The sequence below is a fragment of the Streptococcus troglodytae genome, from assembly GCF_002355215.1.
Taxonomy (GTDB): domain Bacteria; phylum Bacillota; class Bacilli; order Lactobacillales; family Streptococcaceae; genus Streptococcus; species Streptococcus troglodytae.
Window position 1 is genome coordinate 2005656 of sequence record NZ_AP014612.1, and the last position, 12842, is coordinate 2018497.

Consider the following 12842-nt stretch of genomic DNA (forward strand, 5'->3'; position numbering starts at 1 on the left):
TTTCTAGTAAAAACCCTTCTTAAGAAATAGAACTTCTTTTTTCTGACCTAGAATCCTGCCACTTTAACAAAATAATAAAGGCAATAGAAATCACTGAAACAGCAATTCCCACAACAAAACCTTGGGGCATAAAGGACATTTCAATACGGTGTTTGCCGCTTGTAATTGGGAAAGATAATAAACTTCCCCAGGCCTCATCAGTCTTGACCTTTTCACCGTCCACTTTCACTGTCCAACCCGGATTATAAGGAATACTGGTCATCATGACATTGCTTTCATCTGTAATTCGAACATGTCCTTTAATTAAGGTATTCGTCCACTTAGTCACTGTCATATCTTGTTTTAAGCGGTCATCAATAACTTTTTTAATAGCTGTCTGATTAGCTCTGACAAGAGCCATGTTAGTCAAGTCAAGCTGATCATCTTGCGAAGTTTGCAGCTGTAAAACCATTTCTTGATTTGGTGTCTTACTGGTTAAATTCCAAAGCTGTACTTGATCATAGCTTTGTGAGTAATGATACCATTGATTATTGAGCATAATGGAAACATTTCCCATTGACTTGCGTAAGCTATAAGGAGCTTGGAAATAATAAGTATCATCCGTTTGCGGTGTAAAGGTAATCCTAATCGTACCGGCTTGTTTTTTATCAATTCGTTTGAAAATGCGGTGCCCATTTTCATTCACTTCCTGCATATTAATCAACTCAATTTTAGGAATACCAACATATTCAAAATACTTTTGCTTCTTGCCAGACATTGAAGAGAGAATAATATTTTGATTAGAAACAGGATTATTAAGCCCGAACTTAATATTATGTGTCAAGGTATTTGTTCCAAAAGCTGGTGAGAGGACATCAGGATTTTCATAAATGATAAAGCGTTTATTCTCATAAATAGGTTTGTAATACTCTTTAAGGTCTGAACGTGTCGCATTTCGATTAAAGAACTGCCAGTTAGGGTGTTTTTCTATGTCCGTTGCACTGTAATCTTTACGATCAATATAGTAACGAACGCTGTAAAGAGCATCTGTTAAGGCCGTTCCGTTGGCATAAAAGGTTGCTGCATTACCACCGACATCTCCCATCGAGTTAAAGAGATTAATGGTTGATTTTTCCATATTGGAGCTAAAGGTACTTAAACCGGGATAGGAAACCAAGAAAGGATCGTTTTTAGAATAGAGAAAACTAGAGCCTACACGGTAAAATCCCGCCTTATTTTTCTTCTTGATGACATCTGATAATTCTTTCATACTCTTGGTCACATCCGTAAATTTATAAGCATCAGCATAGCCCAGAGTCACTTGAGAAAGGTAGGCATTGTAGCCCAACTCAAGCACTGTCACAAGGGCTAGAAGAGACCAGACAAACTTGCTTTTAGGACGAAGAGCCAGATAAATCAAAACAAAAAGCCAAGTTAAGAGAGTAAGACAAACTTGTGTCAATAAGAGACCCTTATTTAACAAATAAAGCGAGACTGGAATAGCTAATAAACTAGCAGCAATCGCACACAAACGAGCTTCTTTGTATTGGTCAAGCCGCTTCCAAGCATAAACAGCGAGACCAGCGAAAAAGACAAAGACTAAAAGAAGTATGAAAACTTCATGTGAAGTCACAAAATCTGTCACTATCTTAGGTTGTTTTTTCGCGATATAGGTATAATCATGACTGATAACATAATAAGCTGAAGCAAAGCTCAAGATAATCCCTACTATAAGGCCCTTCCAGCCCAGATACTTCCTTTCTCTCAGAGCTTGATAAGCCAAAAGAACCATAAAGAAAGATAAAATCCATGAAAAACGATAGAAGAAACCTGCTGGATTTTGTCCCATATGCCAAATTTTATTAGCAAATTCATTAACAATAGAAACAAAGAAAAGAAGACTGATAAAAGCTGCAACAACCTTGCTGTATTTGTGCGCTTTAGCCTGAACAAAATAAAGGAAAAAGCCGATCAAAGCAAGCGCCCCAACATAAATATTAGGTAAATTGGGTCCCGCTGACCAAGAGGATTCATTGTCAAAACCACCTATCATCAATTTTGATAAGATGTCAAAAGGATTAATTTGGAGAGCAAAGCTAAAAGTTAAAGGACTATCGTAAGCACCTTTACTGCGTAACAGATTTAAAAAGATAGGATAGAGCAGGAAGAACACTGAAGTGATTGCCAAAATAGAATAGCAGATCACACGTAAAACAGGTTTAAAGAAAGCAGTTATTTTGATCTTCCAATCACCGGTTTCTGCCAACTTCGGTGCTGCATAATAACAAGTATAAAGGGCAACGAACAAACAAATCATGTAGCCCATATAAAAATGCAAAAGCATGGTCAGAGCCAACACTATAATGTATTTAAACGGTTTCCTACCATCTATCAGCTCTTCAAGATTAAGAATGACTAAAGGAAGCATGATCATCGCATCATAAAAGATAGGATTCATCTGATAAGAGACAATCATACCTGAAAGAGCATAGGCCGTTGCCATAAGAGGAACTAACCAAGGATTATAAGAGAGCGCCTTGTAACGTTTTACGAGTAGGTAAGCAAAACTCAACCCCATCGCTCCATAGCGTAACCAAATGGTTAAAAAGACTGCCCATTTAAACTGCGTCAAAGGAAGTAAAATATAAAAAAGATTAAAAGGACTAATTAAATTGAAACCCCAAATCCCAATCATAGCACCGCCAATAGACTTAGAAAAAGAATAAAAGAGTCCTGACCAATCACCTGTTAAAACCGTTGTTTTCAAAAAGCCATAAAGACCGATATACTGCTGTCCAAAGTCAACTGCCATTAAAGTATTTCTTCCAAAAGGAAAAGTATCCATAAAATACCAGACAACCAACATAATCAACATTGGAAGCAAGGTACTGGCTAGAAGAACCTGAACTTTTCCAGTTTTCTTAAAAGATGATCTTTGGTTTTCTTGTTTTCTCGAATGTCTCATCCCACTAAATCCTCTTTCGCTTTCTTAATATTTGTTTCATCCACAATATAATGCGGCCGCCGTTTCACTTCATAATAAATTTTCCCAATATATTCACCCAAAACACCTATGGAAATCAACTGTACGCCACTAAAAAGAATAATAGCTGCTAAAGTTGTAAAATAACCACTGACTAAAATTTCTGGCTTCACAAAATAAGCAATAAACATCACTAAAAGATATAAGAGGGCAAAACCAACACAGGCCAGCCCAAACTGAATACAAATACGTAAAGGTTTATCATTGAAAGAAATGATTCCTTGAAAAGCATAATTCATGGAACGCCTAAAACCAAATTTACTTTCACCTGCTTCACGAACTTGATTTTGATAAGGAATAATCTTTTCTTTGAAACCAATCCATGAAAAAATTCCTTTAGAAAAACGATTATACTCAGGTAAAGCCAAAATAGTATCAACCGCCTTACGGCTAAAAAGCTTGAACTCAGAAATACCATCTGTTAACTGCACGTCCATCAAATGGTTAGCAAAACGGTAAAATAGTCTTGCAAAAAAAGTGCTTTGCTTAGGTTCTCCCTGACGATCACGCTGACCGCTGACAACATCATAACCTTCCTTAAAAGCTGCAACAAAGTTTGGAATGAGAGCAGGAGGATGCTGCAAATCGCCATCCATCAACATAACAGCATCACCAGTTGCATACTTTAATCCTGATAAAATAGCTCCTTCACGTCCAAAGTTACGACTAAAACTGATGAACCGTATATGATGATCGTTTTGAGCCATTTGTTTCATTAAACTTAACGTTTTATCCTTACTACCATCATTGATATAAACCAACTCATAATCATCAATAGTATCTGGCTGCATTAACTGCAGCTGTTTGGAAATTTCACTGTGGGTCTTCTCAATCATTTTTTCTTCATTATAAAAAGCGACGACGATTGACAGTTTCATACAAATCCTTCCCAATAATTATCTGCTTATTAATTATCTTAAAGCCAAAAATGACAGCAATCAACTGTATTTTACCACAATTTAAAAGACTTTTCGAGGCTTTTAAAATTCTGCCTTAAAATACCTATCTCTCACCTACCTTTTAGACTATTTACAAACACAAATATCACTAACGAACTTACAAGCTAACAATAGTGTTCATTCTTATACTCAAAAATAGATTAGGCAATAGCTTAAGAAAATCTGCCAACACTGAATTTTCTGTATCACATTCTAAGAAGACTTGGTTAAAGACCTTACACTAGTACGTTGACAAAATACATATCGCTTTCACCTCCTCACGTCACAACCGCTTACAGACATATTGGGGCAAGGCAATCTCAAAAACTCTCCCATACTTTTGAGCTAGAAATAAAAGCAGCAAAGCTAGTATCATCAGTACAACAACCTATCACTTTGATTTCTGAAAAGTATTAATAACGTTTAGCTCTTTGTCAGTCAGCACCTTAAAGGTTATCTTTATACAAACAATAATTTTCATTGATGAATAAGGGCATTCATACTATAATAAAAACATTAATACAAATCAGAAGGAACCATTATTGATGTCTCAACATTTATTTACTGCCTTTATACTTACTGCTCTTGCTGGTCTCTCAACCGGTATTGGTAGTTTAATTGCTTTTGTTGCCAAACATACGAATAAAACTTTTTTAGCTATTAGTTTGGGATTTTCTGCCGGTGTCATGATTTATGTTTCTATGATTGAGATTTTTCCAACAGCTCAAACCATTTTGACTAAAGCCTTGGATAAAAAAAGTGGCTCTTGGTTAACTGTTTTAGCTTTTTTTGGAGGTATGCTTTTAATTGCTATTATTGATAAATTGATTCCATCTGAAGAGAATCCTCACGAGATTAAAACTGTTGAAGAAGAAGACCAAAAGCCGGCTAAGCTAATGCGTATGGGACTGATGACAGCCATTGCTATTGGTATTCATAATTTTCCAGAAGGACTGGCGACTTTCATTTCTGGTTTGCAAGATGCCAGTGTTGCTGTTCCAATTGTCATCGCCATTGCTATTCATAATATTCCTGAAGGAATTGCCGTATCCGTTCCGATTTATCAAGCAACAGGTTCTAAGAAAAAAGCCTTTACTTATTCTTTTCTATCTGGTCTAGCTGAACCCTTAGGAGCTATTATTGGCTGGTTTCTCCTTATGCCTATTATGAATAATATTGTCTATGGGGCTATCTTTTCTGCTGTTGCCGGTATTATGGTCTTTATTTCTCTAGACGAGTTATTGCCTGCAGCAGAAGAATATGGTAAACATCACCTTGCAATCTATGGGGTTATTTCTGGTATGCTTATCATGGCTGTTAGCCTTTTACTTTTTATTTAACACACCGTTTATAAGGACATTTAATGATGAAATTTTTAATTCCCACTGCTAAAGAAATAAAAGAGGATAGCAAACCTTATCCCCAGCACTTATCTCGAAAAAGTCAAATTCTTGTTAATCATATGAACGCCTTGTCTATTGAAGAGCTCAAAAAGAGTTACAAGGTCAGTCCGCAAATAGCCCGAACAGAGCTACAAAAATGGCAAGACATAAAAAACGGGGAGGCTCTTGCCTACCCTGCTCTTCACTTATTTAACGGACTCATGTATCGGCACATCAAGCGCCGGTATTTGACTGTAGAAGAAGAAACCTTTCTTAAAGAGAAAGTTTTTATCACATCAGCACTTTATGGTATCATTCCTGCCTTGGAACCCCTTGTTCCCCATCGCCTTGACTTCAATACTAAAATAAAAATCAAAGGAGAAACGCTAAAGAACTACTGGCGTAAAACTTATGATAACTTTGCTTTAGACAATCCTAGTACTGTGTCACTGTTATCTAGTGAATTTGAAACTGTTTTTTCACCAAAAGTACGAAATCAATTAATAACTCTTAGATTTTTGGAAAATCAAAACGGTCAGTTGAAATCCCATTCCACTATTTCTAAAAAAGCACGTGGAGCCTTTTTAACACAAGTCATTCAGCAACAAACACAAACAATAGATGATCTGAAAAAAATCAGTTTTAACGGTTTTAATTATCAGGATAATCTATCAGGACCCTTAAAATTGATTTTTATAAAACAGAGTAAATGAATGTCAAATTCTAGCATCATATAAGCAAAATAAAGCCCTCCTAAACTGCAACTCCTTTGATCAAAAAGGAATCTTAGTTCAGCAAGGCTTTTTCTTTCTATATCAGTCCATCTCTATCAATTTGTTCATAAGTTTGTTTCCCATCATTGAGTTTATCCCAAATCACAACTTGACCTGAAGCTAGCGATTTTGGCACATCAATGATACGTTGATTGGAAGAACCGCGGAATTGCAGCATTAGATTTTTCTTAGATTTATCAAAACGCCCATCCACCAAAATATCAAGCAAATTAAGCATTTCCAATTTATCAGGGGTTTCCAGCATTAATTCTTCCCAAGTATAGCCTGTCCAAGACCAAATATCTTTCTCCGGAAGCTCTTTACGAATCCTTTTGAGTAAAGGCAAAAGAATACCCGTATTCAAAAAGGGCTCTCCGCCTAAAAGCGTTAAACCTTGAACATAAGGCTGTGCTAAATCTTCCATAATCTGCTTTTCCAATTCCTGCGTATAAGGAATTCCTGCATCAAAAGACCAAGTTGCAACATTATAACAGCCTTCACAATGAAACATGCAACCTGCTACATAAAGAGAATTACGCACGCCTTCTCCATCAACAAAATTAAAGGCCTTATAATCAATAATACGCCCCTTACTTAGTTCTTCACTCTTCCACTCTCCTGGTTTCGGTGTGTTCCAAGTCATCCTTCTCCTCCAAATCTATCCAATAACGCTCTATCTGATTTCTGATATCTTCTAAAACACCACCATTAGCCAAAATAACTGCGCGACTAGCTGCATTATCATCATGACAAGTGATCAGTACTTTTTTAATATTCTTAGCTTTAGCTTCCAATAAGCCCAAGCACAACTGTTCTTTAGCATAACCTTTACCACGCGCCGAAGGACGAATAGAATAACCAATGTGACCACCCTGACTAAGTAAAAAATTGTTGAGACGCAAACGAACATGCAAAAAACCTATTGCCCTGCCACTATCATCAAATGACACGAATTGAATCGCAGGTACAAAATTTTTAGGCAGCTGAAGTCCCATCTCCTTATCTAGGTTGTCTTGCAACCATTCATCATAATCAAAGTTAGTCCCTTTCCAAAAACTACCATCATGAGCTGATTGCAATTGTTCAAACTCCACCATCATACCTAAAATGGCTTTTTTATCTCCTAAAGTTGGTCTACGTAATGTTAACATAAGAATCCCTTTCAATTCTTTATGTTGAAAAATCTATTTTTTCTTTCTAGCTTTTTTCAACAAAGCCTGCATACGTGCTTTTTTATCATCCTTAACATTAGAATGCTTCTCATGAAATCTTTCTATTTGCTGCATTCCCTTATAATCTAATTGATATTTTCCCATGGTTGCTCCTTCTGAAAAACGTAAGTGAGATAAAAGTCCAGTTGAAATGCAACCGGACTTCGCTTCAAAAGATAATGCTATCTTCAGGACAATTATGCCTTGTGCCCTGGATTTTTAATGGTTGACCCATTCATATGTTTGACACGTGCTGAGATTTCCTTATGGCGACCATTCACCATTGGACGAGCCTGTGGGTTGCCAAGATAACCACACGTTCTCTTAACAACATCAGCAGTCTTAGGGTCTGTATTGCCACAATTTGGGCACATAAAACCACGTTCTGTCGGTGTAAAATCGCCTTCGAAATCACACTTATAGCAATGATCAATTGGTGTATTTGTTCCTAGATAACCAACACGATCATAAGCATAATCCCACACCGCTTCAAGTGCTTTTGGATTTTGTTGAAGCACAGGGTATTCACAGTAATGAATGAAACCACCTGTAGCACCTGCATCCGGATAGTCTTTTTCAAAATCTAACTTTTCAAACGGTGTTGGGTTTTTGCGAACATCATAGTGGAAAGAATTCGTATAATATTCTTTATCAGTGATATCTTTGATGATACCAAACTTTTCAGTATCTAAACGGCAGAAACGATCCGTTAAACTTTCAGATGGTGTTGAATAAACCGAAAAATGATAATCGTATTCATTTGACCACTTGCCACAAAGATCTTTCATCTGACGAACAATATCAATAGTAAAGTCCTTAGCAACAGGATTTGATTCCCAGTCACCGCCATAGAAAACTGTTGCTACTTCATAAAGTCCAATGTATCCAAGTGAAACAGTGGCACGACGTTCTTTAAAGAGTTCATCAACAGAATCATCCTTGCCAAGACGCTTACCAAAAGCTCCATACTGATAAAGAATTGGAGCATTAGCCGGTGTTGCTTCCTTGACACGTTCAACACGATAAACTAGGGCATCTTTAGCAATAGCCATTTTTTCCTTAAAGATATCCCAAAACTTTTCAATATTACCATTTGATTCAAGAGCAATACGCGGTAAGTTAACCGTAACAACTCCAAGATTCATACGACCTGAATTAACTTCAACGCCATTTTCATCCTTCCAGCCTTGAAGGAAAGAACGGCAACCCATAGGAACCTTGAACGACCCTGTTAATTCAATAATTTTTTCGTAAGACAGCATGTCAGGATACATACGCTTAGTAGCACATTCAAGCGCTAGTTTCTTAATATCATAGTTGGGCGTTCCTGGCTCTAAGTTCAATCCGCGCTTTAACGTAAAAATCAATTTAGGAAAAATTGCGGTACGATGTTCACTGCCCAATCCTGTAATACGGATGTTAAGAATCGCTTTTTGAATCTCGCGTTCAAACCAATCCTTACCAAGACCAAAACCAAGCGATGTAAAAGGTGTTTGACCATTTGATGTGAAGAGTGTGTTAATTTCATACTCTAGACTTTGCATAGCATCGTAAATGTCTTTTTTCGTCTTTTCACGCGCATAATCTTCACGCTTATCTTCACTGACCCATTTTTCAGCATCCCTTAAATGCTTTTGATAATTTAATTCTGCATAAGGAGCTAAAGTTTCATCAATACGGTCTGCTGAACAGCCACCATACTGACTGGAAGCGACATTCGCAATAATTTGTGAAATTTGAGCTGTCGCTGTTTGAATAGATTTAGGACTTTCAACCTCAGCATTACCAATCTTAAAGCCCGAATGCAGCATACCTTTAAAATCAATCAAGCAACAGTTAGTCATTGGTGTATAAGGACTGTAGTCCAAATCATGAAAATGAATATCTCCTTTAAGATGAGCATTGGCAACATGTTCTGGCAGCATTTTAAGCCCAATTGATTTCCCAACAATACCAGCCGTTAAATCACGCTGTGTATTGAAAACATCACTGTCTTTGTTGGCGTTCTCGTTAACAACAGCTTGATCCTTGTTAATTAATTTATCAATGGTAAAGTTGATATCTGTTGCCTGAGAGCGCTCAAAATCACGTTTCGCACGGTAATTAATATACTCCTGAGCGATAACGTACTCTCCAGCCTGCAGCAGCTCATGCTCTACAATATTTTGAATTTCATAAATTTTAATATTTTCAGTAAAACGTTCATAAATCTCAGCAACAACACGATCAGCAATACCTGATAATTTTGCTTCAATAAAGGGTGTTAATTCTGTCACTTGATTACTTGCCCTGACAATAGCCTGATAAATTTTATCCTTATCAAAGGCAACTTGACGTCCATCACGTTTAATCACGATGACATCTGGTTTTACAAAAATATTTTCTTTCTCGAGTGCAATCATACGTCTTTCTCCTTACAGAAGCTATTATAACACAAGAAAGAAAAAAATCAATATATTGTGGATAAAAAAAATTTAGACACAATATATTGATATAAAACCTATTTTCTCTGATAAACTGTAAAATCTGAACGATTCTTTAAGGAAACAACTTTATAATTATTTGAAAAATTCTGTTTTAAAACCGATGGCAATCGCTTCGATTTCTCATTAACAGCAACATAAGTAGCTTCATTTTGCAAAAGTTCATCTTCTAATGCTTTACGATTTGATTGTTTAGCCGTATTAACCATTGGTAAAGGGAATTGTGCACTAGAGCGCCGATTAGCGTCAAAGTAAATTTTTGCACTGGAATCCCATGAATAAATTCTTGTTTTTTCATCTGTATTTTCTCTAATATAATCTGCAATCTGAGCACGTTCCTGATTTAAGTGATAAGAAGAAATGTAGTGAATAATAGGCTGAGCTAAACCATAAGCAAATAAAAGACAGGGAAGATAGAAATGCCTAAGTAAAAAAAGATCAAAGACTTTATGCGATAGACGTCTATGTTGTTTTCGCCGACGTGATTTACGCTTTAAAGATTCCTTATATTCATCATCAAGATAAAGGCCAGTCAAGACAAGACCAAAAGGTAAAAGCAGCAAAAATTGATAAGTTGCAAAACTCTGTGATAATAAAATAAAAATCAAACTTAAAACAAAACTTAAAAAGACAATAGATTTAATCAAGTCATCACGATCATTTTCACGCTTGATATGATTGAAAAAAGTTAAAGCACCCATCAGTAAGCCTGAAGCAAAGAGAACAAAAATTTGAAAGAGAATTGTCAGTAAAATATCATCTTTCCCAAGAGCAAAATGAGTAAAGTAGTAAGTCCCAGCTTGGGCGATATAAGATGACAGAATTTGCATATTTAAAATAAAATAGCCCAAAATATAAAATACTAGGATACCACCAAAAACAATACAAAGAAACTGATAGAATCCACGAGCATGCTGATGATGCTTCACATTATAGATACAGATAATTACTAAAGACACCAGCCAAAAGAAAAGAGTCCGTGGCTCGATTAAATAAGCTAATGCTCCTGTCAAGCCATAAACAATAAATCCTTCATCTCTTGTCAAACCTGCAAAATATTTAGTTAAAAACCAAAGGGACAATAACACAAAAGGCATAGCAAATTGAACAGGATACAGCCCCCCAAAACCCAGAGAAAAATTAGCCAAATAAAAGAGCAATATAGTATTAATCGTCACCTCTTCTTTGCCAGTCATATGATAAACAATCTTATAAAGATAGATACCCGAAAAGTAAAAACTAGCAAACTGGACTAAAACCAGCCAAATACTGCCTCCTAAACGATAACTAAGTGCAATTACCGCATAGTAAAGAAAGCCGCCTGTTGAAAAAATATCACTATAGGGCAAATGATTTTGCGTCATCATAAAACCTGTATAAAGATTTTGAGATTGAACAGCATTGCTAAAATCAGTAAAAAAGGGCATAGCCACACTAAAAAAACTGACAAAAATACTAAACATGACGATATAAAAACGATGTAAAGAACTCACTTCAGCTTCGCGTTGGTTAGCACTCAAGTGAGTATTCGCATTTATTTTTCTAGTTGTTTCTCTCCGATAATTGTTTTGTCTCTTATCCAAACCCATTCTCCTTGAAATTTCCTATTAAAAGTATAACAAAATCTACTTATTAGTCAATTTATCCAAGATAAAGCAATAAGTTAAAATGTCTCTAAAATGATGCAAAGTCTTCCTATCATAGGCTTTCAAAAACTTCTTTTCTTGCTGTGTTAAGCTTTCTTTCGTTTTCATGATATCACCTCATTTATTTATTCGTAAATAAGGCAAAAAGAAAAAGCCTGATTATCAGACATTTCTATCAGTCTTCATCTAAAAAACTATTAAAGACTTCTTCGATCATAATCCATTCAGCATCAGCATCTTCTGGAATAGGTTGAAGATCCCCTTCTGTTCCATCTTCATTTTCAGTAAATGAATAGGCTTGAATTTCAATTTGACCATCAGCATCTTCTTCAGCACCCGCTGGGACCAAGAGAACATAATTTTTTCCAAATTCCTCTTTACCATCAATAGTCAAAAGAACTTCGAACAAAGCTTCATTTCCTTGTTCATCAACAAGCGTGATAAGATCATGCTCTTGTTCATGATTATGTGACATAGTTGCCTCCTGTTTGCACTTTCTAATAGGATATTCAAAATTATGACAATAAGATACAACAATTTATAACTTAAAGCCCTTTAAAACATACGATCCAAATAATTTTGTAAAATCAGCTGAGCAGCCAACTTATCAATAACCTTTTTTCGCTTACCACGACTAACATCAGCCTGCTCAACTAGCATTCGTTCAGCTTGAACAGTTGTCAAACGTTCATCCTGATATTCAACAGGTAAATTGAAAAATTCTTTGATTTTCTCACCATAAGCCTGACTAGCCTCAACACGCGGACCACTTGTATTATTCATATTTTTAGGTAAACCAACTACAAACTTTTCAACCTTGTAGTCCTTAACCAAATCAGCCAGACGATTAAAGCCAAACTCTCCTTTAGCTTCATTAATAGGAATAATTTCAAGACCCTGTGCTGTAAACCCCAGTGGGTCACTAACAGCAACACCAACTGTTTTTGAACCAACATCCAGTCCCATTATTCTCATCTTAAATCAATCCCATTCCCTTGCAAATAGTAACGCACTAATTCTTCAACAATTTCGTCACGTTCATATTTTCGAATTTGATTTCGAGCGTCATTATAGCGAGGCACATAAGCAGGATCCCCACTTAAGACATAACCTACAATTTGATTGATTGGATTATAACCTTTTTCTTCCAAAGAACGATAGACATGAGTCAAGGTTTCACTAATTTCCTTCTTATTGCCATCGTCAAGGTTAAAACGGACCGTTTCATCTGTAAATCCCATAATAACACCTTCTTTCTCATAGGGAATATCATGTTACATTATATCTTATTTTAAGTATTTTCACAAGAAGAAGAACTACTTATCTTAAATTAAACACCACTTATCCAAAAAGTCTGGCTACTCCCCACAAAATTCTATATACTAAA

13 protein-coding genes are annotated in these 12842 nt (G+C 36.0%); 2 read left to right on the plus strand and 11 right to left on the minus strand.

Going from position 1 to position 12842, the window contains the following annotated elements; translation table 11 throughout:
* Positions 1–19 precede the first annotated feature (19 nt).
* The gene (gene pgfM1 / locus SRT_RS09795) at positions 20–2944 is read right to left on the minus strand and encodes a glycosyltransferase PgfM1 (RefSeq protein ID WP_128833926.1); all 2925 of its coding nucleotides are present in this window, start codon (positions 2942–2944) and stop codon (positions 20–22) included.
* Complete coding sequence (pgfS, locus tag SRT_RS09800) at positions 2941–3900, minus strand: glycosyltransferase PgfS (protein WP_128833927.1); 960 nt, start codon at positions 3898–3900, stop codon at positions 2941–2943. The genes pgfM1 and pgfS overlap by 4 nt, the downstream gene beginning before the upstream one ends.
* Positions 3901–4505: 605 nt before the next feature.
* Between pgfS and zupT the strand changes: the two genes are divergently transcribed.
* Positions 4506–5300, plus strand: coding sequence for a zinc transporter ZupT (zupT, locus tag SRT_RS09805; RefSeq protein WP_128833928.1), 795 nt, complete (start codon positions 4506–4508; stop codon positions 5298–5300).
* 26 nt (positions 5301–5326) lie between these two features.
* Complete coding sequence (yaaA, locus tag SRT_RS09810; RefSeq protein ID WP_128834075.1) at positions 5327–6055, plus strand: peroxide stress protein YaaA; 729 nt, start codon at positions 5327–5329, stop codon at positions 6053–6055.
* 97 nt (positions 6056–6152) lie between these two features.
* Here yaaA and nrdG read toward each other — a convergent pair whose 3' ends face one another.
* The 9 genes from nrdG to SRT_RS09855 all read right to left on the minus strand — a co-directional run bounded on the left by nrdG (position 6153) and on the right by SRT_RS09855 (position 12696).
* Entirely contained in the window at positions 6153–6758 is a 606-nt protein-coding gene (gene nrdG, locus SRT_RS09815) for an anaerobic ribonucleoside-triphosphate reductase activating protein (protein WP_128833929.1), read from the minus strand.
* On the minus strand, positions 6718–7266 hold the full coding sequence (locus SRT_RS09820; protein WP_128833930.1) for a GNAT family N-acetyltransferase: 549 nt from the start codon (positions 7264–7266) through the stop codon (positions 6718–6720). The genes nrdG and SRT_RS09820 overlap by 41 nt, the downstream gene beginning before the upstream one ends.
* A gap of 33 nt (positions 7267–7299) precedes the next feature.
* Complete coding sequence (locus SRT_RS11185; RefSeq protein ID WP_128833931.1) at positions 7300–7431, minus strand: hypothetical protein; 132 nt, start codon at positions 7429–7431, stop codon at positions 7300–7302.
* Between the two features lie 92 nt (positions 7432–7523).
* Complete coding sequence (nrdD, locus tag SRT_RS09830) at positions 7524–9728, minus strand: anaerobic ribonucleoside-triphosphate reductase (protein WP_128833932.1); 2205 nt, start codon at positions 9726–9728, stop codon at positions 7524–7526.
* Between the two features lie 98 nt (positions 9729–9826).
* Positions 9827–11398 (minus strand): glycosyltransferase family protein, encoded by a 1572-nt coding sequence (locus tag SRT_RS09835; RefSeq protein WP_128833933.1) that lies wholly within the window; start codon positions 11396–11398, stop codon positions 9827–9829.
* A gap of 36 nt (positions 11399–11434) precedes the next feature.
* A complete protein-coding gene (locus SRT_RS11190) occupies positions 11435–11563 on the minus strand; it encodes a hypothetical protein (RefSeq protein ID WP_128833934.1) in 129 nt (42 codons plus the stop codon).
* 67 nt (positions 11564–11630) lie between these two features.
* Positions 11631–11930, minus strand: coding sequence for a DUF1292 domain-containing protein (locus SRT_RS09845; protein WP_128833935.1), 300 nt, complete (start codon positions 11928–11930; stop codon positions 11631–11633).
* An 80-nt stretch (positions 11931–12010) separates the two neighbouring features.
* Positions 12011–12430 carry a Holliday junction resolvase RuvX gene (gene ruvX, locus SRT_RS09850; RefSeq protein WP_128833936.1) on the minus strand — a complete coding sequence of 140 codons (420 nt, stop codon included), beginning with the start codon at positions 12428–12430 and terminating at the stop codon, positions 12011–12013.
* The gene (locus SRT_RS09855) at positions 12427–12696 is read right to left on the minus strand and encodes an IreB family regulatory phosphoprotein (RefSeq protein ID WP_128833937.1); all 270 of its coding nucleotides are present in this window, start codon (positions 12694–12696) and stop codon (positions 12427–12429) included. Before SRT_RS09855 ends, ruvX begins: the two co-directional genes overlap by 4 nt.
* Positions 12697–12842 lie beyond the last annotated feature (146 nt).

What these genes read in the sequence shown, in the direction of transcription:
- SRT_RS11190 (WP_128833934.1), bottom strand. Translation starts at nt 11,563, where the DNA reads ATGAAAACGAAAGAAAGCTTAACACAGCAAGAAAAGAAGTTTTTGAAA.
- SRT_RS09855 (WP_128833937.1), bottom strand. Translation starts at nt 12,696, where the DNA reads ATGGGATTTACAGATGAAACGGTCCGTTTTAACCTTGACGATGGCAAT.
- yaaA (WP_128834075.1), top strand. Translation starts at nt 5,327, where the DNA reads ATGAAATTTTTAATTCCCACTGCTAAAGAAATAAAAGAGGATAGCAAA.
- nrdD (WP_128833932.1), bottom strand. Translation starts at nt 9,728, where the DNA reads ATGATTGCACTCGAGAAAGAAAATATTTTTGTAAAACCAGATGTCATC.
- pgfS (WP_128833927.1), bottom strand. Translation starts at nt 3,900, where the DNA reads ATGAAACTGTCAATCGTCGTCGCTTTTTATAATGAAGAAAAAATGATT.
- nrdG (WP_128833929.1), bottom strand. Translation starts at nt 6,758, where the DNA reads ATGACTTGGAACACACCGAAACCAGGAGAGTGGAAGAGTGAAGAACTA.
- SRT_RS09820 (WP_128833930.1), bottom strand. Translation starts at nt 7,266, where the DNA reads ATGTTAACATTACGTAGACCAACTTTAGGAGATAAAAAAGCCATTTTA.
- SRT_RS09845 (WP_128833935.1), bottom strand. Translation starts at nt 11,930, where the DNA reads ATGTCACATAATCATGAACAAGAGCATGATCTTATCACGCTTGTTGAT.
- ruvX (WP_128833936.1), bottom strand. Translation starts at nt 12,430, where the DNA reads ATGAGAATAATGGGACTGGATGTTGGTTCAAAAACAGTTGGTGTTGCT.
- pgfM1 (WP_128833926.1), bottom strand. Translation starts at nt 2,944, where the DNA reads ATGAGACATTCGAGAAAACAAGAAAACCAAAGATCATCTTTTAAGAAA.
- SRT_RS11185 (WP_128833931.1), bottom strand. Translation starts at nt 7,431, where the DNA reads ATGGGAAAATATCAATTAGATTATAAGGGAATGCAGCAAATAGAAAGA.
- zupT (WP_128833928.1), top strand. Translation starts at nt 4,506, where the DNA reads ATGTCTCAACATTTATTTACTGCCTTTATACTTACTGCTCTTGCTGGT.
- SRT_RS09835 (WP_128833933.1), bottom strand. Translation starts at nt 11,398, where the DNA reads ATGGGTTTGGATAAGAGACAAAACAATTATCGGAGAGAAACAACTAGA.